At 71.4% G+C, this 20,654-nt stretch carries 20 protein-coding genes and 1 pseudogene; 20 read left to right on the forward strand and 1 reads right to left on the reverse strand.

Annotated features, from left to right (window positions below):
• Positions 1-55: 55 nt before the first annotated feature.
• From ABZ914_RS09255 to rfbB, 18 genes are all read left to right on the forward strand, one after another.
• A complete protein-coding gene (locus ABZ914_RS09255) occupies positions 56-1,789 on the forward strand; it encodes an ABC transporter ATP-binding protein (protein WP_500192535.1) in 1,734 nt (577 codons plus the stop codon).
• Entirely contained in the window at positions 1,789-3,702 is a 1,914-nt protein-coding gene (locus ABZ914_RS09260; RefSeq protein WP_500192536.1) for an ABC transporter ATP-binding protein, read from the forward strand. The genes ABZ914_RS09255 and ABZ914_RS09260 overlap by 1 nt, the downstream gene beginning before the upstream one ends.
• 2 nt (positions 3,703-3,704) lie before the next feature.
• A complete protein-coding gene (gene soxR, locus ABZ914_RS09265) occupies positions 3,705-4,166 on the forward strand; it encodes a redox-sensitive transcriptional activator SoxR (RefSeq protein WP_387028447.1) in 462 nt (153 codons plus the stop codon).
• A 176-nt stretch (positions 4,167-4,342) separates the two neighbouring features.
• Positions 4,343-5,617, forward strand: coding sequence for a nucleotide disphospho-sugar-binding domain-containing protein (locus ABZ914_RS09270; protein ID WP_500192537.1), 1,275 nt, complete (start codon positions 4,343-4,345; stop codon positions 5,615-5,617).
• A 22-nt stretch (positions 5,618-5,639) separates the two neighbouring features.
• Positions 5,640-6,389: an NAD-dependent epimerase/dehydratase family protein gene (locus tag ABZ914_RS09275; protein ID WP_500192538.1), complete on the forward strand. Its 750-nt coding sequence runs from the start codon at positions 5,640-5,642 to the stop codon at positions 6,387-6,389.
• Positions 6,386-7,363 carry a Gfo/Idh/MocA family protein gene (locus ABZ914_RS09280; protein ID WP_500192539.1) on the forward strand — a complete coding sequence of 326 codons (978 nt, stop codon included), beginning with the start codon at positions 6,386-6,388 and terminating at the stop codon, positions 7,361-7,363. Before ABZ914_RS09275 ends, ABZ914_RS09280 begins: the two co-directional genes overlap by 4 nt.
• Positions 7,351-8,580, forward strand: coding sequence for a beta-ketoacyl-[acyl-carrier-protein] synthase family protein (locus ABZ914_RS09285; protein ID WP_500192540.1), 1,230 nt, complete (start codon positions 7,351-7,353; stop codon positions 8,578-8,580). Before ABZ914_RS09280 ends, ABZ914_RS09285 begins: the two co-directional genes overlap by 13 nt.
• Positions 8,577-9,656 carry a beta-ketoacyl synthase N-terminal-like domain-containing protein gene (locus ABZ914_RS09290; RefSeq protein WP_500192541.1) on the forward strand — a complete coding sequence of 360 codons (1,080 nt, stop codon included), beginning with the start codon at positions 8,577-8,579 and terminating at the stop codon, positions 9,654-9,656. Before ABZ914_RS09285 ends, ABZ914_RS09290 begins: the two co-directional genes overlap by 4 nt.
• A gap of 12 nt (positions 9,657-9,668) precedes the next feature.
• Positions 9,669-11,237, forward strand: coding sequence for an acyl-CoA carboxylase subunit beta (locus ABZ914_RS09295; RefSeq protein ID WP_500192542.1), 1,569 nt, complete (start codon positions 9,669-9,671; stop codon positions 11,235-11,237).
• Between the two features lie 57 nt (positions 11,238-11,294).
• The gene (locus ABZ914_RS09300) at positions 11,295-11,555 is read left to right on the forward strand and encodes an acyl carrier protein (protein WP_190853652.1); all 261 of its coding nucleotides are present in this window, start codon (positions 11,295-11,297) and stop codon (positions 11,553-11,555) included.
• 117 nt (positions 11,556-11,672) lie between these two features.
• Positions 11,673-12,413 carry a 3-oxoacyl-ACP reductase FabG gene (fabG, locus tag ABZ914_RS09305; protein ID WP_500192543.1) on the forward strand — a complete coding sequence of 247 codons (741 nt, stop codon included), beginning with the start codon at positions 11,673-11,675 and terminating at the stop codon, positions 12,411-12,413.
• Entirely contained in the window at positions 12,413-13,627 is a 1,215-nt protein-coding gene (locus ABZ914_RS09310) for an MFS transporter (RefSeq protein WP_500192544.1), read from the forward strand. Before fabG ends, ABZ914_RS09310 begins: the two co-directional genes overlap by 1 nt.
• Entirely contained in the window at positions 13,624-14,589 is a 966-nt protein-coding gene (locus ABZ914_RS09315) for an acyltransferase domain-containing protein (RefSeq protein WP_500192545.1), read from the forward strand. The genes ABZ914_RS09310 and ABZ914_RS09315 overlap by 4 nt, the downstream gene beginning before the upstream one ends.
• A gap of 68 nt (positions 14,590-14,657) precedes the next feature.
• Positions 14,658-15,914, forward strand: coding sequence for a polysaccharide pyruvyl transferase family protein (locus tag ABZ914_RS09320; RefSeq protein WP_500192546.1), 1,257 nt, complete (start codon positions 14,658-14,660; stop codon positions 15,912-15,914).
• Positions 15,911-16,258 (forward strand): nuclear transport factor 2 family protein, encoded by a 348-nt coding sequence (locus ABZ914_RS09325; RefSeq protein WP_500192547.1) that lies wholly within the window; start codon positions 15,911-15,913, stop codon positions 16,256-16,258. The genes ABZ914_RS09320 and ABZ914_RS09325 overlap by 4 nt, the downstream gene beginning before the upstream one ends.
• Positions 16,259-16,272: 14 nt before the next feature.
• Positions 16,273-16,779 (forward strand): DUF4188 domain-containing protein, encoded by a 507-nt coding sequence (locus ABZ914_RS09330; RefSeq protein WP_500192548.1) that lies wholly within the window; start codon positions 16,273-16,275, stop codon positions 16,777-16,779.
• Positions 16,776-17,843 carry a glucose-1-phosphate thymidylyltransferase gene (locus ABZ914_RS09335; protein WP_500192549.1) on the forward strand — a complete coding sequence of 356 codons (1,068 nt, stop codon included), beginning with the start codon at positions 16,776-16,778 and terminating at the stop codon, positions 17,841-17,843. Before ABZ914_RS09330 ends, ABZ914_RS09335 begins: the two co-directional genes overlap by 4 nt.
• A complete protein-coding gene (gene rfbB, locus ABZ914_RS09340; RefSeq protein ID WP_500192550.1) occupies positions 17,840-18,817 on the forward strand; it encodes a dTDP-glucose 4,6-dehydratase in 978 nt (325 codons plus the stop codon). The genes ABZ914_RS09335 and rfbB overlap by 4 nt, the downstream gene beginning before the upstream one ends.
• 7 nt (positions 18,818-18,824) lie before the next feature.
• Here rfbB and ABZ914_RS09345 read toward each other — a convergent pair whose 3' ends face one another.
• Complete coding sequence (locus ABZ914_RS09345) at positions 18,825-19,256, reverse strand: PPOX class F420-dependent oxidoreductase (protein WP_500192551.1); 432 nt, start codon at positions 19,254-19,256, stop codon at positions 18,825-18,827.
• 64 nt (positions 19,257-19,320) lie between these two features.
• Between ABZ914_RS09345 and ABZ914_RS09350 the strand changes: the two genes are divergently transcribed.
• Together ABZ914_RS09350 and ABZ914_RS09355 are read left to right on the forward strand one after the other, a co-directional pair.
• Entirely contained in the window at positions 19,321-19,521 is a 201-nt protein-coding gene (locus ABZ914_RS09350) for an acyl-CoA carboxylase subunit epsilon (RefSeq protein ID WP_500192552.1), read from the forward strand.
• A gap of 289 nt (positions 19,522-19,810) precedes the next feature.
• Positions 19,811-20,182: pseudogene (locus ABZ914_RS09355) on the forward strand (transposase); the annotation flags it as partial.
• Positions 20,183-20,654 lie beyond the last annotated feature (472 nt).

The following is a 20,654-nucleotide window of genomic DNA, read 5'->3' on the forward strand; positions in this document are numbered from 1 at the left end:
TGGTTCAACTTGCACCGTGGGTCCATCGTCGTCGCCGGCTCCAAGGAGACCGCTCGTGTTGCTCCGGCTCTTGCGCAGGCAACTGCGCCCGTATTGGAAGCAGCTGCTGCTGCTCGTGCCGATGCAGGTGGTGTCGGGGCTCGGGATGCTCGCGCTGCCGCTGCTCAACGCCGACATCGTCGACGAGGGGCTGGTCAAGGGCGACACCGGCCGGATCGGAGAGATCGGCGGCGTGATGCTGGCGGCGGCGATCGTCCAGCTCGCCGGCACGGTAGGGGCGGTCCGGGTCGGCTCGCGGGTCGCGATGGCGGTCGGCCGGGACCTGCGGTCGGCTCTCTTCGGCCGCATCCAGGAGTTCTCCACCCGCGAGATGGGCCGGTTCGGCGCCCCCTCCCTCATCAACCGGACCACCAACGACGTCCAGCAGGTGCAGATGATGGTGCTCATGGCGCTCACCATGATGCTGAGCGCGCCGGTGGTGGCGGTCGGCGCGGCGGTACTGGCGCTGCGGTCGAGCCCGGCGCTCTCGGTCATCCTGCTGGTCGTCCTGCCGATCATGGTGCTGGCCTGCTGGGCGGCCATCGCCTGGATGCGGCCGCTGTTCCGGCGCCTCCAGGGCCATCTGGACGGCATCACCCGGATCATGCGCGAGCAGATCACCGGGATCAGGGTGGTGCGGTCGTTCGTCCGCGAGGAACCGGAGCGGCGCCGCTTCGAACGCACCAGCCGGGACGTGATGACCGTCTCGCGCCGCCTCGGGTTCCTGATGACCTCGTTCTTCCCGATGGCGCTGCTGGTGGCCAACATGCTGAGCGTCGCGGTGCTGTGGTTCGGCGGCCGGATGGTCGACGGCGGCTCGCTGCAGGTGGGCGAGCTCACCGCCTTCATGAGCTATGTGCAGTCGATGCTGATGACGACCATGGTCGCCCTCTTCACGTTCCTGATGATGCCGCGCGCCGAGGTGTGCGCGGAGCGGATCGAGGAGGTGCTGGCCACCCGGACGAGTGTGCCGCCCGCCGTCGCGGGCGTCCGCACCACCTCGCTCACTGGCACCCTGGAGCTGCGCGGCGTGGCGTTCGGCTACCCCGGCGCCGCGAACGCGGTGCTGAGCGACATCGACCTGCTCGCCCGCCCGGGCGAGGTGATCGGGGTGACGGGCGGCACGGGAAGCGGCAAGACCACCCTGCTCCACTTGATCCCACGGCTGTTCGACGCCACGGAGGGGGCGGTGCTGGTGGACGGCGTGGACGTCCGTGACCTGGCCGCCGACCGGCTCAGCGAGATCGTCGGTTACGTGCCGCAGAAGTCGTATCTCTTCGGCGGCACCGTCGCCTCCAACCTGCGGTACGGACGGCCCGACGCGACCGACGGGGAACTGTGGCACGCGCTGGAGGTCGCCCAGGCGGCCGACTTCGTCGCGAGCATGCCGGAAGGCCTGGAGTCGCCCATCTCCCAGGGCGGGACCAACGTGTCGGGCGGCCAGCGGCAACGACTCGCCATCGCGCGCACGCTGGTCCGCAGACCGGAGATCTATCTGTTCGACGACTCGTTCTCCGCGCTGGACGCGGCGACCGACGCCGCCCTGCGCGCCGCGCTCGCGCGGGAGACCAGCGAGGCGACCGTGCTCATCGTGGCGCAGCGCGTCGGCACGATCCGGAACGCCGACCGGATCGTGGTTCTGGAACAGGGCCGGATCGCCGGAACGGGCTCCCATGAGGAACTGGTGGCGGGCAACGCCGTCTACCGCGAGATCGTCGACTCCCAGCTCTCGGTGCGGGAGGCGGCCTGATGTCCACCACGCCGAAGCAGCCCACGCCGAAGTCCACGCCCTCACAGGCCACCGGCTCCCGGATCCGGGTCGGGCCGGCGGCCTTCCTCGCCGGGCCCAACCTCGACCGGACCAGGGACCTGGCGGCGACGGCCCGCCGGCTGGCCGGGGTCACCCGGCCCGAGCTGCCGTTCCTGGTGGGCTCGGTCGTGCTGACGATCGCCAGTGTCGTCGCCTACCTGTTCGGGCCGCGTGTCCTCGGCCACGCCACCGACCTGGTGTTCACCAGCGTGCGCGCCCATCAGCCCCTCGACACCGGCGCGCTGGGCCGCACCCTGCTCGGGGCCGTCGTCCTGTTCGCCGGGGCCATCGGGCTGATGATCCTCCAGGCCTACCTGGTGACGATCTTCGTGCAGCGGACGATGTTCCGGCTGCGGCGACGCGTTCAGGCGAAGATCTCGGCGCTCCCGCTGAGCCACTTCGACGGGCGGCCCACCGGCGACCTGCTCAGCCGGACGACCAACGACATCGACAACCTCGGGCAGTCGCTGCAGCAGACGCTCAGCATGATGCTCAACTCGCTGCTCCAGTTCGTCGCCGTCCTGATCATGATGTTCGTGATCTCGCCGCTGCTGGCGCTGGTGGCCATGACGACGCTGCCGTTCACCGTGCTGGCCACCAAGTGGCTGGCCAAGCGGTCCAAGCCCTGGTTCCTCGACCAGTGGGGCACCACGGGCAGGCTGAACGGGCACGTCGAGGAGATGTTCACCGGGCATGTGCTGGTCAAGTTGTTCGGCCACCAGGAGGAGTCCGCCCGGACCTTCGAGGAGTACAACCAGGGCCTGTACCGGTCGAGCGCCCGGGCGCAGTTCGTCTCCGGGCTCGGCAGGCCGGCGATGATGTTCCTCGGCAGCCTCAACTACCTGGTCGTGGCGGTGGTCGGCGCGCTGCGGGTCTCGTCGGGCGCGCTCACGCTCGGTGACGTCCAGGCGTTCATCCAGTACTCCCAGCAACTCGGGCAGTCGGTGAACACGGCGGCGGGCATGCTCGGCCTGATCCAGTCCGGCCTGGCTTCGGCCGAGCGGGTCTTCGAGCTGCTCGACGCCGACGAGCAGCGGCCCGACCCGGCGGAGCCGCACCGGCTCGGCACGGTCCGCGGCAGGGTGGCGTTCGAGCACGTCCGCTTCGGCTACGACCCGGACAGCACGCTGATCGAGGACCTCTCGCTGACCGCCGAGCCCGGGCAGACGGTGGCGATCGTCGGGCCGACCGGCGCGGGAAAGACCACGCTGGTCAACCTGCTCATGCGGTTCTACGAGCTGTCCGGCGGCCGGATCACCCTCGACGGCATCGATCTGACCGAGCTGACCCGCGCGGACCTGCGTTCCCGGATCGGCATGGTGCTGCAGGACACCTGGCTGTTCGGCGGAACCATCGCCGACAACATCGCCTACGGGCGGGACGGTGCGACGCGGGACCAGATCATCGACGCGGCGCGCGCGACCCACGTCGACCACTTCGTGAGCACGCTGCCGGACGGGTACGACACCGTGCTCGACGACGAGGGCGAGAGCGTCAGCGCGGGTGAGCGGCAGCTCATCACCATCGCCCGCGCGTTCATCGCCGATCCCGCGATCCTGATCCTCGACGAGGCCACAAGCTCCGTGGACACCCGGACCGAACTGCTCATCCAACGCGCGATGAGCTCGTTGCGAGAGGGCCGCACCAGCTTCGTCATCGCCCATCGCCTTTCCACCATCCGCGACGCCGATCTGATCCTGGTGCTGGAATCCGGCCGGATCGTGGAAAAGGGAACGCACGAAGAGCTCGTCGCCTCCGGCGGCGCTTACACTCGTCTGTACAACAGCCAGTTTGCCGGCACGTTGACAGAGGCTTCCGATGACGGCGTCCTCAAGGTAGCCGATGGAGGTTAGCCATCACCGAGGTACCGCTACCCGCGCAGGCCAAGGAACTGACAATCGGAGAGTTGTCGCGGCGCAGTGGTGTGCCTAGCTCCACTCTCCGCTACTACGAACGCCAGAAGCTCATCTCCAGCACCCGGACGGTCGGCAACCAGCGGCGCTACACCCGCGACACCCTCCGCCGCGTAGCGTTCATCCGCGCGTCCCAGCAGGTGGGCGCGCCGCTGGAGAAGATCCGCTTCTATCTCTCGCTGCTCCCCGCAGGCCGCACCCCCACCCAGGAGGACTGGGCGCGGGCGTCGTTCTGCTACCACCAGGAATTGCAGAAGCAGATCGACTATCTGGAACGGCTGCGCGACCGGCTGGCGAGCTGTTTCGGCTGCGGCTGCCTGTCGGTCGACGCGTGCGCGCTTCTCAATCCCGGAGATCGGCTTGCGGAGGAGGGGCCGGGGGCCGTCCGGATGCGCGAGCCCTGACCTCGTAAGAAGACCCGCTCCGAGCCGTTCGATCGCCAGATCGGACGGCTCGAACGTCATGCGCGCCGCCCGCTAAGTCATTCCGTCATTCCGTCATGCGCTCGTGCCGTCATGCCCCCATTCCCTTTTGCGGCATGCACTTCGTCATGCCGTCCGATCGACAGGAAGAGTGCCACATGCGAGTCCTGTTCGTTGCCCCGTCGTCGCACGCCCACATCAACCCGATGATCCCGCTCGCCGGCGCGTTCCAGGCCGCGGGACACGAGGTGCGGCTGGCCACCCACCCCGAGATGACCGAGATCGTCAGCCGGCTCGGGGTGCCGGCGGTGCCCGCCGGCGAACGGGACTTCCCGAAGGCCAACGCCGTCGGCAGCGACGATCTCTACCATCGCATCCTCGACCTCATCGAGCCCGACGTCGCCCAGGGGGCGGCCGACGGGAGCGGGCGGCCGCCGTCCAACCTCGTCATCCGGGCGCTCGACCGCTACTCCAACATCGACCCGCCCGGCGCGCAGGGCAACCTGATGACCGACGACCTGGTGGAGTTCTCCCGGAGCTGGAAGCCGGATCTGATTCTCTGGGACTCGATCTCCTTCCCGGCGGCGATCGCCGCGCGCGCCACCGGCGCGGCGCATGCCCGGGTGCTCTGGTCGATCGACGACGTGGCCTGGACCCGCGGCAAAGTGCTCGACCGGCTGCGCGGCACGGCGAAGCCCGACCCGATGGCCGAGGTCATGGCGCCGATGCTGGACCGCTTCGGGCTGGAGTTCAGCGAGGACCTTCTGCTCGGCCAGTGGACGATCGACCAGTACCCGGCGCCGCGGCTGCGGTTGCAGACCGACCAGCGCTACGTCCACACCCGCCTGGTGGCCTTCAACGGCTCGGCGGTCGTCCCCGACTGGGTGCACACCGATCCCGGGCGCCCGCGGGTCGCGGTGTCGCTGGGTGCCGGGATCCGCAGCTTCTTCCCCGACGGAACCAGCAAGGTGGGGATCGAGGAGCTCTTCGAGATCTCCGCCGACCTCGGGGTCGAGCTGGTGGCCACTCTGAACGCCAAGCAGCTGAAGGCGGTGCGGTCGGTGCCGGACAACGTCCGGGTCGTCGACTACCTCCCGCTCAACGTGCTGCTGCCGACCTGCGCGGCGCTCATCCACCACGGCGGCAGCGGGACGTTCGCCACCGCGGTGCACAACCGGCTGCCCCATCTGGTGTGGACGGAGCGCGGCCCGTACTACGACGACATCGCCAGGGCCGTCCGCCTGAGCGGCGCGGGGCTGGTCATCGACGACGCCGCGTTCGAGCGGGACATGGTGAAGAGCCAGTTCGCCCAGGTGCTGAACGACCCCGTGTTCACGCCGGGCGTCGACGAGCTCTACCGGGACCTGATGGCGATGCCGAGCCCGGCGGAGACCGTTCCGCTGCTGCGGAACCTCGCCGCGGAGCACCGGTGATGCGCGGGGCCAGGTGAGCTGGATGGAGATCGTGGGCAAGGGTTTCCTCGCTCGGCATCTGCGGTCGATCGCGCACCGGCACGCCGACGTGGTCGCGCTGGCCGCGGGCGTGTCCTGGGCGGCCGACACCTCCGACTCCGCGTTCGGCAGGGAGACCGCGCTGGTGACGGACACGGCCGCCCGGTGCCGGGAGACCGACCGCACACTGCTGTTCTTCTCCACGTCGTCGGCGGCGGTCTACGGCGCGGACCGCCCTGGGCGGGAGTGCGACCCGGCCGTCCCGCACACTCCCTACGGCGGCCACAAGCTTGCGCTGGAACGGCTGCTGCGTGAATCGGGCACCGCCCATCTGGTGCTCCGGCTCTCCCACGTGGTGGGGCCGGGACAGCCGCCGCATCAGCTACTGCCCAGCCTGACACGGCTGGTTCGCGCCGGTGGCCCCGTCCGGGTGCAGCGCGGCGCCACCCGCGACCTGATCGGGGTGCGCGACGCGGTCACGCTGATCGACGCGCTGCTCTCCCGCGGTGAACGCGGCGGGACGATCAACCTGGCCTCCGGCCACGCCGTTCCGGTCAGGGACATCGTCGACCACCTCGAACGGCGGATCGGGGTCGCCGCGCGCCGCGAGTACATCGCCGGCGGGGCGGCCCACCTGGTCAGCGTCGAGCGGCTGCGCGCGCTGCTGCCCGGCCAGGTGGCGGCCCTCGGCTTCGACGCCGGCTACCACCGCAGGGTGATCGACTCCTTCCTGGCGGAGAGGCAGCCCGCATGAGGCCGCTGCGCATCGGGCTCATGGGCTGTGCGGACATCGCCCGGCGCCGCGTGCTGCCCGCGATCGCGGCCGCGCCCGACGCCGAGCTGGTCGCGGTCGCCAGCCGGGACGCCGCCCGGGCCGCCGACACGGCGCGGCGGTTCGGCGGCCGCCCCGTCCACGGGTACGAGGCGCTGCTGGAACTGGCCGACGTCGAGGCGATTTATCTCCCGCTGCCGCCGGCGCTGCACGCGCGGTGGGTCGAGGCCGCGCTGCGGGCCGGCCGGCCTGTCCTGGCGGAGAAACCGCTGACCACCGGTGCGGCCGAGACCGGGCGGCTGCTCGCGCTGGCCGCCGAACGGGGCCTGGTCCTGATGGAGAACGTGATGTTCGTCCATCACGGGCAGCACGCCGTGGTCCAGAAGCTGGTGGCGGAGGGACGGATCGGCGAGCTGCGCTCGTTCCACGCGGCCTTCGCGATTCCGCGGCGGCCCGACGGTGACATCCGCCACCGGGCGGACCTCGGCGGCGGTGCGCTGTGGGACACGGGCCTGTATCCGGTCCGCGCCGCCCTGCATCTCCTCGGGCCGGACCTGACGGTCGCGGGTGCCACCGCGGAACGCGGGCCCGGCCGGGAGGTGGACACCTGGGGAACGGCGCTGCTGCGCCGGTCGGGGGGCGTCGCCGCACATCTCACCTTCGGGTTCGACAACGCCTACACCTCGGGGTACGCGCTGTGGGGCAGCGAGGGGAAGATCATCGTGGACCGGGCCTTCACCCCGCCCGCCGACCATCGCCCGGCGCTGCTGCTGGAGCGCCCGTCCGGTACCGAAGAGCTGGTCCTCGAACCGGACGACCAGGTCGCGCGCACCGTGGCCGCCTTCGTCGCCGCCGTCCGGAACGGATCGCTCGCCCCGGGCGCGGCCGACTGCCTGCGGCAGGCCGAGCTGCTGGACGACATCCGTACGACCAGGGGAGTCTCATGTCCGCGATAGATCGGCGCGTGGTGGTCACCGGGATCGGGGTGATCTCCAGCATCGGCGTGGGGCCGAAGGAGTTCGCCGCCGGACTGCGGGAGGGACGCAGCGGCGCCGCACCGATCACCGCCTTCGACACGACCGGGTTCGAGCACGTCAACGCCTGCGAGGTGACGGACTTCGAGCCCGCGGAGTGGCTGCGCCGTACCCCGGCGGACGGGCCCGGCAGGGCCGCCCGGTTCGCTGCCGCCGCCGCCCGCATGGCGGTGACCGACGCGGGGCTGGACGAGGACGCCCTGCGGGACCGGCGCGGTCTGATCTCCATCGGCACCACCGACGGCGGCTCCCGCGAGATCGACGAGCTCACCGAGGCCGAGGTCGCGGCGGGCCCCGAGTCGTGGGACCCCGAGATCGTCGTGACCATCCCGGCGGGCCGGCTGGCGGCGGCGGTGGCCCTGGAACTGGACCTGCCCGACGCGGACGCGGCGACCTTCGCCACGGCCTGCTCGGCGGGGAACTACGCGCTCGGCAACGGGCTGGACGCCATCCGGCTCGGCGAGACCGACTACGCGTTGTGCGGAGGCGCCGACGCCGTCTGCCGCAAGACCTTCACCGCGTTCTATCGGCTCGGCACCATCAGCCCGGACGTCTGCCGCCCGTTCGACCGGAACCGGCAGGGCATCCTCACCGGCGAGGGGGCGGCGGTGCTCCTGCTGGAGAGCCTCGAATCCGCCGAGGCCCGCGGCGCCCGGATCTACGCGGAGGTGCTGGGGTACGGGCTGAACTGCGACGCCTTCCATCCGGTGGCGCCGGACCAGGAGAGCATCGCCCGCTGCATGCGCGCCGCGCTCGCCGACGCGGGCGTCCGCGCCGCGGACGTGGATCTCATCTCCGCGCACGGCACCGGCACCAAGGCCAACGACGTCACCGAGTGCCGGGCGATCAACGACGTGTTCGAGCGCCGGCCGCCGCGGACCGTCTCCCTGAAGTCCATGCTCGGACACACCATGGGCGCGGCGAGCGCGATCGCCGCGGCGGCCTGCTGCCTGGCCATCACGGGCGGTTTCATCCCGCCCACCATCCATCACGAGGAGACCGATCCGGACTGCGAGATCGACTGCGTGCCCAACCGGTCGGCCCCCGCGGACCTGCGGGTCGTCCAGAGCAACGGGCTCGCCTTCGGCGGCAACAACGCCGTGGTGATCTTCGGCGCCCACGGAGGGAGGGCCGCATGACGGGAACGTCGCCCCGGAAGACCGTGACCCCGGTGATCACGGCGTGGACGGCGCTGTCGGCGTTCGGCGCCGGCCGCGACGCGTTCGCCGCGGGCGTGGCCGCCCGGCGCACGGCCGTCACCACCATCGACCGTGCCACGTGGGGGACCCCCGACGAACGGGCGGGGCTGGTGCCCGGCTTCGAGACGCGCGCGGTGCTCGGCAAGAAGGGCACCCGCGGCATGAACCGGGTTTCCGGCCTGGCCGTCGCGACCGTGCGCAGCCTGCAGGAGGAGGTCGCGGCCGACGCCGCGACCGGGCTGGTCCTCGGCACCACGACGGGCAGCGCGCAGACGATGATGGAGACCATCCGGACCGCGCTGCAGGCCGCGCTGCCCTACCACACCGACCCCGCCACCACGCCCTACGGTGTGATGAACGGCGCCGCCGGGCAGTGCGCCATCTGGCAGGGCCTCAAGGGACCCAACGCCACGATCGCCGCGGGACGGCCGACCGGACTGTCGGCCATGAGCTACGCGCGCCGGCTGCTGCTCACCGGCCGGGCCCGCACCGTGCTGTTCGGCGCGGCCGAGGAGTACAGCCGCGCCCGCTCGTGGCTGGAGTCCCACGCCGGAGACGCCGGACCGCTCGGTGAGGGCTGCGCCGTCTTCGCGCTCACCGATGGCTCCGCGGGCGATGTCCCGGTCCTCGCCGAGATCGCGGCGACGGAGTTCGGCGTGTGCGTGGACGGCGATTGGAAGGCGGCCGTGGCGCGGGTGACGCGGCGGGCCCTGGCCGCGGCCGGGCCGGCCGCCGCGGACGTCTGGGCGGCCTGCGCCTCCGGAGCGGCCGGATCCGCGGGGACCGCCGAGTCGGCCGCCCTCGACGCGGAGGTGGACGCCGAGGTCACCCTGCCCGCGCTGACCGGGCTTCTCGGCGAGACCCACGCGGTCTCGGCGGCGTTCCAGCTCGCCGCCGTGCTCGCCCTGGCCGGACGGACGCCCGCCGCGGCCCGCCGCGCCGCCGTGCTCACCTCGGTCGACCCCGCGAGCGGAACGGTCGCTGCCGCGATCCTGCGGCTCGGCGGCACCCAGTGAGAGGAGAGGCAGTTGGCTGAAGACCAGGCCCCGCCGGCGACCGGGCCGGCGGAGGAGCTGGCGGGCCTGAAGCGGCTGGCCTTCGACGGCCCGAGCGAACGGGCGACGGCCGCGCAGCTCGCGAAGGGCAAGAGGACCGTCCGGCAACGGATCGACCTGCTCCTCGACCCCGGCTCGTTCCAGGAGGTGGAGCCGCTGCGCCGGCACAGGGCCGCCGGGTTCGGCCTGGAGGACCGGCGCCCGTACACCGACGGCGTCGTCACCGGCTGGGGCACCGTGGAGGGCCGGACCGTCTTCGTCTACGCCCACGACTTCCGCATCTTCGGCGGGGCCCTGGGCGAGGCGCACGCGCAGAAGATCCACAAGATCATGGACATGGCGGTGGCGGCGGGCGCTCCGCTGGTCTCGCTGAACGACGGCGCCGGCGCCCGCATCCAGGAGGGCGTCACGGCCCTGGCCGGCTACGGGGGGATCTTCCGCCGCAACTCCCGGGCCTCGGGGGTGATCCCGCAGATCAGCGTGATGCTCGGGCCCTGCGCGGGCGGCGCGGCCTACTCCCCGGCGCTGACCGACTTCGTGTTCATGGTGCGCGACACGGCGCAGATGTTCATCACCGGTCCGGACGTGGTCCGCGCCGTGACGGGCGAGGAGATCGACCACAACGGCCTCGGCGGCGCGGACGTGCACGCGGGGACGTCAGGGGTGTGCCACTTCGCGTTCGACGACGAGGAGACCTGCCTGGAGCAGGTGCGGCAGCTGATCGCGATCCTGCCCGCCAACAACCGGGAGGCGCCGCCGCGGTCCGACTGCGACGACCCGGCCGGCCGGAGGTGCGACGCGCTCGCCGACCTCGTCCCGGTGCACGGCAACCTGCCGTACGACATGCGCCGCGTCATCGAGGAGATCGTCGACTACGGCGAGCACATCGAGGTGCACGAGAGCTGGGCCGGCAACGTCATCTGCACGCTGGCCGGTCTCGGCGGGCACATCGTCGGGATCGTGGCCAACCAGCCCCTGTCGATGGCGGGGGTCCTGGACATCAAGGCCTCGGAGAAGGCGGCGCGGTTCGTCCGGTTCTGCGACGCGTTCAACATCCCGATCGTCACGCTCGTGGACGTGCCGGGCTTCCTGCCGGGCGTCGGACAGGAGCACGACGGGATCATCCGGCACGGCGCGAAGCTGCTCTACGCCTACTGCAACGCCACGGTCCCGCGAATCTCGCTCGTCCTCCGCAAGGCGTACGGCGGCGCCTACATCGTGATGGACTCGCGGTCCATCGGCGCCGACCTCGGCTTCGCCTGGCCCACCAACGAGATCGCGGTGATGGGCGCCGAGGGCGCCGCGAACGTCATCTTCCGCCGCGAGATCGCCGCCGCCGACGACCCGGACGAGACGCGCGCCCGGCTGGTCAAGGAGTACAAGGCCAAACTCATGCACCCCTACTACGCCGCCGAGCGCGGGCTGGTCGACGACGTGATCGACCCGGCGGACACCCGGGCGGTGCTGATCCGCTCGGTCGAGATGCTCCAGAGCAAGCACGCCGACCTGCCTGCCCGCAAGCACGGCAACCCACCGCAGTGACCTCTGCCCCATGGCTCACTTCCCCGCATCACAAGGAACCCGACCAGGAGGTAACCCATGACCGCACTCACGGATGCCACGCGCGCGAAGGTCAAGGAGATCGTGTGCGACATCCTCGAACTGGAGACCGAAGAGGTGACCGAGACGAGCCTGTTCGTCGAGGAGCACGGCGCCGACTCGATGCGGGCGATCGAGATCCTCGCCTCCCTGGAGATCAACTTCGGGGTGGTCATCGACCAGTCCGAGCTGGAGCGCATGGTCAATCTGGCCGGCGTGTACGAGGTCCTCGGCGACCGCCTGGCGGGTACGGCCGCCTAGGCCGTCCGTATGTCGCAGACGAGGGGCGCCGCGGATGACCGCGGCGCCCCTCGCCACCCTCACCCCCACCACGTGTCGTCCGCACGTTCGCTCACACACGACCGAAGGAGTCCGTTCATGCCGAACGATGGTTCAGGCGTCGTCCTGGTGAGCGGTGGATCGCGGGGCATCGGCCGCGCCACGGTGCTGCGGTTCGCCCGGGAGGGACGCCGTATCGCCTTCTGCTTCCGTTCCGAAGAGGCGGCCGCGCGCGGCCTGGAGAAGGAGGCGGCCGAGGCGGGCGGCGAGGCCGTCGCCACCGCGGTCGACGTGACCGACGCGGCGGCCGTGCGGGAATGGGTCGCCGGTACCGAGGAGCGGCAGGGACCGGTCGAGGTCGTCGTGACGTCCGCCGGGATCGTCCGCGACGGGCCGCTGGTCCAGATGCCCGACGACGACTGGCGGCAGGTCATCGACACCAATCTGAGCGGGACCTACAACGTGTGCCGCGCCGCCGTGTTCCCGATGATGAAACGCAAGGCCGGGTGCCTGGTCAACATCTCCTCGGTCTCCGGCGTGCTCGGAAACCCCACGCAGACCAACTACTCGGCGGCCAAGGCCGGGATCATCGGGTTCAGCCGCGCCCTGGCCAAGGAGGTCGGGCGCTACGGCGTGCGCGTCAACGTGGTCGCGCCCGGCCTCATCGAGACCGACATGACCGCGGCGCTGGCCGGCAGACGCCGGGACAGCGTGCTCGGCGCGATCCCGCTGAGGCGCTTCGGCGATCCGGAGGAGGTCGCCGAAGCCGTCGGCTATCTGGCGGGGGCGCGCTACGTCACGGGAGCGGTGCTCCAGGTCGACGGCGGAATCGTGCTCTGATGGCGCGTTCGCTGACGACGCGTTCGCTGACGGCGCGGGAGACGGCCGCGGAGGTCCGCGGTTCGTGGGGACTGCTGGCGGTGCTGTCGGGGACGATGCTTCTCGACGCCCTGGAGGTGTCGACGGCGATCGTCGCCCTCCCCGCGCTGGCCGCCGACCTCGGGATCGGCGCGGCAGGGGCGACGTGGGTGGTCGGGGCGTTCGCGCTCGGTTTCGGCGGCCTGCTGATCGTGCTCCGGAACCTCGCCGCCAGATGGGGCGAGCGGCAGGCATATCTGGCCGCGCTGGCGCTGTTCGCCGCCGCCTCGGTGGTGTGCGCGCTGGCGGACGCCCCCGCGATCCTCGTCGCGGCCCGCTTGGTCAAGGGTGCTTGCGCGGCGCTCACCGCGCCGGCCGGGCTGGCTTTCATCGCCCGGTACTTCCCGGAGGGACCGCCGCGCCATCGGGCGATCGCGGTCTACACGTTCCTCGGAGCCTGGGGCTTCACCCTGGGGCTGATCACCTCCGGCCTCCTGACGGCCGCGGACTGGCGCTGGACGTTCCTGCTCCCGGCGCCGGTGGCGCTGGTGCTGCTGGTGTCCGGGCTCCGCCTCCTCCCCGCGACGCCCGGCGGCCCGCCACCGCGGCTCCAGATCGGTGCCCTGCTCGTCCATGCGCCGCTGGTGCGTTCGGCGCTGGGCGCGGCCACGTTGAACGGCACGTTCTGGGGGCTGCTCGTCGAGTGGACGTTCCGGTTGCAGGACGAACTCGGCTGGACTCCGTTGCAGGCAGGGATCGCGCTGGTGCCGGCCAGCCTCCCCGCCGCCCTTGTCAGCCCCGTCGCGGGACGGCTGGTCCGGCGCTTCGGAACGGCCCGGCAGATCACCGCCGGGGCGGCCCTGGTGCCGCTCGGCTGCCTGCTGGCCTGGTCGGCCACGCACGAGCGGACCGGCTCCCCGGCGGCCTACGCGGTGGACGTGCTGCCCTGGCTGCTCCTGGTCGGGACGGGTTTCGCGATGTGCTTCTCCAGCCTGCACATCCAGGCGCTGAGCGGGCTCGAACCCGCCCGGCACGGCGCGGCCTCGGCCGCCTACCAGACCATGGTGCAGCTCGGCGGGGTCCTGGTCCTGGCGCTGGTCTCGGCCACGGCGAACCCGGTGGCCCTCACCCTCGTCGGGCTCCTCGGATTCCTCATCGCGCTCACCGGAGTGATCCCCGTGAGGAGGACCGTGTGAAGGGCGAGGTGTGGGTTTTCTCAGGGCACGGCTCGCAATGGCCCGGCATGGGATGCGACCTGCTGGGCGAGCCGGCGTTCGCCGCAGTGGTGAGCGCCCTCGAACCCGTCTTCCTCCAGGAGATCGGCTTCTCCCCGCGGGAGGTGCTGCTCACCGGTGAGCTGGACGGCGTCGACCGCGTCCAGACGATGATTTTCGTGATGCAGGTCGGCCTGGTCGGGCTGCTCCGGGACCGCGGCATCGAGCCCGGCGCCGTCATCGGGCACTCGGTGGGGGAGATCGCCGCCGCGGTCGCCGCCGGGGCACTGTCGCTGGCCGACGGCGCCCGGCTCATCTGCCGGCGGTCGGTGTTGCTGCGCCGGGTCGCGGGCCAGGGCGCGATGGTCATGACGACGCTGCCGTTCGACGAGGCCGCACGGCGGCTCGCGGACCGTTCGGACGCGGTCGCCGCGATCGCCGCCGCACCCGCCGCCAGCGTCGTGGCGGGCACACCCGACGCATTGGAGGATCTCGTCGCGCGCTGGCGGGACGAGGGCGTCGGGATCTTCCGGGTGGCCTCCGACGTCGCCTTCCACAGCCCGCACATGGACCCGCTGGTGGACGATCTCCGGGCGGCCGGCGCGGATCTGACGCCCCGCCCGTACGCGGTGCCCGTCTACTCCACGGCGCTGCCCGACCCACGGACGGTGCCCGGGGCCGACGGCGCCTACTGGGCGGCCAACCTGCGGAACCCCGTCCGGCTGGTGGCCGCGGTGACGGCCGCGGCCGAGGACGGCCACCGCGCCTTCCTGGAGATCTCCCCGCACCCGGTCGTCACCCATTCGATCTCGCGGACCCTCACCGAGATGGGCGTCGACACCCCCTTCGTCAGCGGGACACTCCGCCGCAACAAGCCCGAACTGCCCGCGCTGGAGGCGGTCCTTGAGCGCCTCGCGGCGCGTGCCGCCCGGCAGCCCATCTGACTCGCCCGTCCGACTCGCCCATCCGACTCGCCCATCCGACCGTCGGTCCATGCCGACCGGGAGTGCCGATGAACCCTGACCACCGTCCGCTCCACTATCTGGTCTCGACGGCGGGGATACCCAATCTCGGCGACGAGCTCATCGCCGCCACCTGGCTGAAACACCTGGCCGAGCGGCATCCTGAGGCCGACGTCGTGCTCGACTGCATCGACCCGGCCGCGTCGCTCGCCCCGCTGGCGGGTCTCCACCCCCGCCTGCGCCTGACCTCCACCCTCTGGCAGATCTGCTTCCGGAACTGGGCGGCGGGCGCCCGCACCCGCGAGATCGCGCGCGAGGTCATCGCCGATCCGTCCCTGGCGGGCGACCTCGCCGCGGGCGTCGAGCTGCTGCGGCGGGCCGATGTCGTCCACCTGACCGGCGGCGGATTCCTGAACGGGATCTGGCCCGCATTCGCCGGGCTCCTGTCCGGCATCACCGCGGCGACCGGGATCTCCGGCGGGACCGCGGCCGCGACCGGACTCGGGCTGTACCCCGCCATCGGCGGCACGGGGGAGATCCTGTCCGAGCTGACCGCGGGATTCGACGTGCTCGATGTCCGCGACGAGCCGTCGTCCCGGCTCCTCGGCCGGCCGGTGGCGCGTTCCTGTGACGACGTCTTCCTCCTCCCGGACGCCTGGCTCGCCGAACCCGGCGCGGACCTGCCGGAGGTCATGGTCTCCATCCAGTCCACCCAGCCGCCCGTCACCTTGTTCCCGCCGCCGTCCGCCCGGACGCCGGGGACCGCGCGCGGCGAGGCGGAACCGGACGAACGCGAGCTGCGGGTCAGGGAAGCGCGGTCCGAACAGGGGATGCGCATGCTCATCGATTTCGCGGCCAAGACGCTCGCCGCGTGGGGCGCCGACGAGGTCGGCCTGATCGAGTGCTGGCCCGACGCGGACCGGCGGGCCTGGGAGATGGCCGACGATCTGGCGCCGAGCGTCCGCCGCTACCCGCTGCGCGACGTGCTGCACGAGGGGTTCCCCGCCGCCCCCGGGCAGACGTGGCTGTCCACCCGGTTCCATCCCCATCTCTTCGCCGCCGCCGCTGGTGCCTCGGGCGTCGCCGTGAACCTGATGAAGGGCTACTACGACACCAAACACGGCTCCCTGATCGAGCAGGGATCGGGGTGGTCCCTCGCCCACTACCGTCCGTTCGACCGGCGGCAGGAGATCCCGGACCGGCCGCGGTCGGGCGGCTACCCGCCCGGAGTGCTGGCGGAACTCCAGGGACGCAAACGGTCGGTCGCCGAGTCGATCTACGGCGCTTCCCGCGCGGGACGGCCATGACCGTCGCTCCCAAGGCGCTGGTGAGCGCGTACATCGCCGTCTGGAACCTGCCCGACGAGAAACGCCCGGGCGCCATGGCGGACGTCTTCACCGCGGACGTCCTCTATGTCGATCCGCTCGTCGCGACCCGCGGGCTCGCCGAGCTGTCGGACTACATCGGCGACACCAGACGTCACTTCGCCGGGAGCCGGTTCGTGCCACGGGACCCCGTCAACGGCCACCACGACCAGATCCTCTTCGGCTGGGAGTGCGGGCCGCCGGACGCCGAACCGATCGTCGCCGGGCTCGACGTCGCGCTCCTCGACGGAGAGCGGATCAAGGCGATCCATGGGTTCTTCCACTGATGCAGGAGGGCGTGATGAAGGAGAAGGACCGGAAGGTTCGCAACGGACGGTTCAGCGTCAAGAACGACCAGGACGTAGTGGTGTTCCTGGTCGGCATCCGCGTCAACAGGCTGCGAGCCGTACGCAAGTGGGTCCCTGTGATCAGGGCGCTGCGGCCGATGCTGCGGCAGGCCGAGGCCGACGCGGAGAGCGGCCTGCTCGGCTACCGCGTGCTGCGCGTCGGCAGGCGCGAGACCGTGGCGCTGCAGTACTGGCGCACCTTTGACGACCTGATGGCGTTCGCCGACGGCGCGACCCACCGCCGCGCCTGGCGGGACTTCTACGCGCTCGCGACGGACGGCGCCGCGGTCGGGCTCTGGCACGAGACCTATGTGGTGCCCGCCGGCCGCTACGAGGCGATCTACGGCATCGTTCCGCCGCTCGGCCTGGCGTCCTTCCGCACCCTGTTGCCGGTGGGCCGCCGCAACGAGGGCGCCCGCACGCGGCTCGGCGCGGCCACGACCCCGGAAAGGACAGCATGAAGGCTCTCATCCTCGCGGGTGGCACCGGTTCCCGGCTGCGCCCGTTCACCTACAACATGCCCAAGCAGCTCGTTCCCGTCGCCAACAAGCCGGTGCTGTTCCATGGCCTGGAGACCCTGCGGAAGGCGGGGGTCACCGAGGCCGGGCTCGTCGTCAACGCCGATGACCGGGCCGTCCGCGCGGCGGTCGGTGACGGGTCGGCGTTCGGCCTCACCATCACCTGCATCCCACAGGACGAGCCCCGGGGACTGGCCCACTGCGTGCTGATCGCCCAGGACTTCCTCGCCGACGACGATTTCCTGATGTACCTGGGTGACAACATCTTCGGTGACGGCCTGGCCGTACCGGCGGCGCAGTTCCGCGACACCCGGCCCGCGGCCCAGCTCATCCTCGTGAAGGTCAGCGATCCGTCCGCGTACGGGGTGGCCGAGGTCGACGACTCCGGCCACGTCCTCGGACTCGAGGAGAAGCCGGAGCGCCCGCGGAGCAACCTCGCGGTGACCGGCGCCTACTTCTTCACCTCGCAGGTGCACGAGGCCGTCCGGGCCATCCGGCCGAGCTGGCGCAACGAGCTGGAGATCACCCATGCCGTGCAGCGGCTGGTGAGCGAGGGCCACGAGGTGCGGGCGCACATGTGCGCGGGATTCTGGAAGGACACCGGCACCGTCCCGGAGCTGCTCGACTGCAACCGCGCGATGCTGGACGACGTCGAGCCCCGGATCTCCGGCTCGGTGGACGCGCTCACCCAGATCGGGGCGTCGGTGGTCATCGAGCCGGGGGCGAGCGTGACCGCCTCCCGCATCGACGGACCGACGATCATCGGCCGTGGCAGCACCGTCGCCGACAGCTACATCGGCCCCTACACCGCGATCGGCAGCGGCTGCTCGGTGCGGGACGCGGCGGTGGAGGACACGATCATGCTCGATCGGTCCTCGGTCCAGGGTGTGCGCGGCGTCAAGGGCTCGGTGATCGGCCAGCAGGCCGGCGTGCGCGGGCGGCGCCAGGAACTGCGGGCCCACCGGCTGATCGTCGGCGACGACAGCCGCGTCGAGGTGCCCGCATGAACCTCCTGGTCACCGGCGCCGCCGGCTTCATCGGCTCGGCCTACGTCCGGGATCTGCTGGACGGCCGCTACCCGGGGACGCGCGACGTCCGGGTGACGGCGCTGGACAAGCTGACCTATGCGGGCGATCTGCGGAACCTCCCCACCGGCGATCCGCGGCTCACGTTCGTCAAGGGCGACGTGTGCGACTTCGCGCTGCTGGCCGATCTGCTGCCGGGGCACGACGCGGTCGTTCACTTCGCCGCGGAGTCCCATGTCGATCGGTCCCTGGCGGACGCGGCGCCGTTCGTCATGACCAACGTCGCCGGCACTCACACGCTGCTGGAGGCGTGCCGCCACGTGGGCGTGGAGCGGGTCGTGCACGTCTCCACCGACGAGGTGTACGGCTCGATCGCGCACGGTTCGTGGACCGAGGCGTTCCCGCTGGAACCCAACTCCCCGTACTCCGCCTCGAAGGCCGCCGGGGACCTGTTCGCGCGGGCCTACTGGCGCTCCCACGACCTTTCGGTCTCAGTGACCCGATGCTGCAACAACTACGGGCCCTACCAGAACGTCGAGAAGGTCATTCCGCTGTTCGTCACCAGGCTGATCGACGGCCTCGACGTCCCGCTCTACGGTGACGGCCGCAATGTGCGCGAATGGTTGCACGTGACCGACCACTGTCGCGCGGTCCACCTGGTCCTGACCGCCGGGGCCGCGGGCGAGGTCTACAACATCGGCGGCGGAACCGAGCTCACCAACCTCGAACTGACCGAACGGCTGCTGACGCTGTGCGGGGCCGGTCCGGAACGCGTGCGGCGGGTGCCGGACCGGAAGGCCCACGACCGGCGGTACTCCCTGGACGGCGGCAAGATCATGGAGGAACTCGGGTTCGAGCCCGCCGTGCCGTTCGACCAGGGACTGGCCGACGTGGTCACCTGGTATCGCGACAACCGCTGGTGGTGGCAGGAGAACAGGCTCACCCCCGCCACCTGATCGGCCGTCACGCCTGCTGCCGGACGCGCCCTCCGTCCCCGGCGTCGCGGATGTTGGGACCCGGGCCGTCGATGTTCCAGGCGATCACCCGGCGGGCCCGGACCCGGATCACCTCGCGGCTGAAGCCCGGCAGGAGCTCCTCCTCCAGGGAGAACAGCTCGGCCGTGCCGCGGACCTCCAGACCGCGGCCGGTCTGCCCGCCGGGCCCGACGGGCTCGTCCGCCTCATCGTCGAGCACGAAGGTCACCCTGGCGTCGGCCTGGATGTTGCGGTACTTCTGCGAGCCGCTCAGGTCGGGCCCGCCGATGTCGATGGTGTCGTCGCTGTTGAGCGTGTAGGCGACGGGCTTGACCTGTGGCGCCCCGTCGGGCCCGATGGTCGCCAGATGCCCGCGCCGGTGCTTGGCAAGGTATTCGCGCTCGCTCTTGGTGAAAGTCATGACTCCAGCTTGATACCTCAACCAAGGTTCATGTCAACCGCGTCCGGACCTCAAGGAGCCCCCCATGGACATCCGCATCGAGAAGGGCGAGGTCACCGACGAGGAACTGGCCGCCGTGATCGCCGTACTGCTGCTCCGGGCCCGGCCGGCCGCGGCCGAAAGCGCCGTCGGCCACGGGCCGCGGCGCCGTGCGCGCTGGGGGCGGCCGGAGCACCGCGTCGGACGCTGTAGCCCACGGAGTTGGCAGGTGGCCGCCTCAGATTGATCTTACGAGTGCGAAGCGACCGAAGAACGTGACCGGCACCGGCGTCGCCCCTTTCACCTGGGTGGCAGCGGAGTGCTGCGTTGACATGAGAAAAGTGCCTCCGAGCTGGGCGGATCGGGCTTGTCCAGAGTCCGGTCCGCGCCAGTTCGGAGGCACTTTTCGCGTGCAGCCCATCGGTCGCCGGTCCAAGATCGTGGTGTCGTCGGAGGGCAGGGGAATCGTGTGCGAGGCCGGTGGCCTGCTGCTGGTCAAGACCCTGGCCGATGCCGGGCCGGCGGCGCTGCGGCGGATACGGCGGGCCCGCACCTTCGCCCGCCAACACGTGTGGAAGCTCGCCGGCGAGCATGCTCCGGGCGTCGGCGGCGAGCTGATCTCGGTGGATCTGGACGCCACCGTCGTGATCGCGCACTCAGAGGAACAGCAGGCGGCACCGACCTGGAAACGCACGTTCGGGTTCCATCCGATGACCGCGTTCATCGACCACAGCCCGGCCGGGTCCGGTGAGGCCGCCGCCCTGCAGTTGCGGCCGGGCAACGCCGGGTCCAACACCGCCGACGACCACATCACCACCGCACGCCCGGCCCTCACCCAGGTCCCCGCCCCCCTACACCGGCAGGTTCTCATCCGCACCGATTCCGGCGGCGGCACCCACGCCTTCATGCCCAAGCCGTATCCGCTCGAGTTCCGCCGGCAAGGACCTGGAGTTCGTCGAATCCGGGTGGAACGTGCGCGAGGTCGCGGCAACGCTCGGCATCGCCGAAACGTGCCTGCACCGATGGCGTTCACGCGATCTCCTCGAGTGAGCCCCTAAGACGCCCAGCGCAGCAGTGGTGGAGTCGGCAGCCCTGGCCGCAGCCAACCAGCGGATCAGGGAGCTGGAGAATGAGATCAAGATTTTGTGCAAGGCACCGGCCCTGTCGCAAGGACCCCAGTGCGTTACAGGTTGGAGTGCGAAGGACTAGATCTCGCCTCGACCTTGATGGTCCTTTTGCGGACCGGTTCAGTCGTCGTTGACCAGCGGTCCGGCTTCGAATCGTCCGCTCTTCCCGCTGTGCCTTGCGGAGTGTGCCGTGCGTTGGCCGGTGACCGGATGCGGGCCTTGGCCGGAGCGGGAGCCGGACGCGCCCGCCGCG

This window comes from Spirillospora sp. NPDC046719 (assembly GCF_040645715.1).
Lineage (GTDB): Bacteria > Actinomycetota > Actinomycetes > Streptosporangiales > Streptosporangiaceae > Spirillospora.

Excerpts from the sequence above, each read along its gene's own strand:
- ABZ914_RS09260 (WP_500192536.1), top strand. The coding sequence starts at position 1,789 with ATGTCCACCACGCCGAAGCAGCCCACGCCGAAGTCCACGCCCTCACAG.
- ABZ914_RS09270 (WP_500192537.1), top strand. The coding sequence starts at position 4,343 with ATGCGAGTCCTGTTCGTTGCCCCGTCGTCGCACGCCCACATCAACCCG.
- ABZ914_RS09275 (WP_500192538.1), top strand. The coding sequence starts at position 5,640 with ATGGAGATCGTGGGCAAGGGTTTCCTCGCTCGGCATCTGCGGTCGATC.
- ABZ914_RS09280 (WP_500192539.1), top strand. The coding sequence starts at position 6,386 with ATGAGGCCGCTGCGCATCGGGCTCATGGGCTGTGCGGACATCGCCCGG.
- ABZ914_RS09285 (WP_500192540.1), top strand. The coding sequence starts at position 7,351 with ATGTCCGCGATAGATCGGCGCGTGGTGGTCACCGGGATCGGGGTGATC.
- ABZ914_RS09290 (WP_500192541.1), top strand. The coding sequence starts at position 8,577 with ATGACGGGAACGTCGCCCCGGAAGACCGTGACCCCGGTGATCACGGCG.
- ABZ914_RS09300 (WP_190853652.1), top strand. The coding sequence starts at position 11,295 with ATGACCGCACTCACGGATGCCACGCGCGCGAAGGTCAAGGAGATCGTG.
- fabG (WP_500192543.1), top strand. The coding sequence starts at position 11,673 with ATGCCGAACGATGGTTCAGGCGTCGTCCTGGTGAGCGGTGGATCGCGG.
- ABZ914_RS09310 (WP_500192544.1), top strand. The coding sequence starts at position 12,413 with ATGGCGCGTTCGCTGACGACGCGTTCGCTGACGGCGCGGGAGACGGCC.
- ABZ914_RS09320 (WP_500192546.1), top strand. The coding sequence starts at position 14,658 with ATGAACCCTGACCACCGTCCGCTCCACTATCTGGTCTCGACGGCGGGG.
- ABZ914_RS09325 (WP_500192547.1), top strand. The coding sequence starts at position 15,911 with ATGACCGTCGCTCCCAAGGCGCTGGTGAGCGCGTACATCGCCGTCTGG.
- ABZ914_RS09330 (WP_500192548.1), top strand. The coding sequence starts at position 16,273 with ATGAAGGAGAAGGACCGGAAGGTTCGCAACGGACGGTTCAGCGTCAAG.
- ABZ914_RS09335 (WP_500192549.1), top strand. The coding sequence starts at position 16,776 with ATGAAGGCTCTCATCCTCGCGGGTGGCACCGGTTCCCGGCTGCGCCCG.
- rfbB (WP_500192550.1), top strand. The coding sequence starts at position 17,840 with ATGAACCTCCTGGTCACCGGCGCCGCCGGCTTCATCGGCTCGGCCTAC.
- ABZ914_RS09345 (WP_500192551.1), bottom strand. The coding sequence starts at position 19,256 with ATGACTTTCACCAAGAGCGAGCGCGAATACCTTGCCAAGCACCGGCGC.
- ABZ914_RS09350 (WP_500192552.1), top strand. The coding sequence starts at position 19,321 with ATGGACATCCGCATCGAGAAGGGCGAGGTCACCGACGAGGAACTGGCC.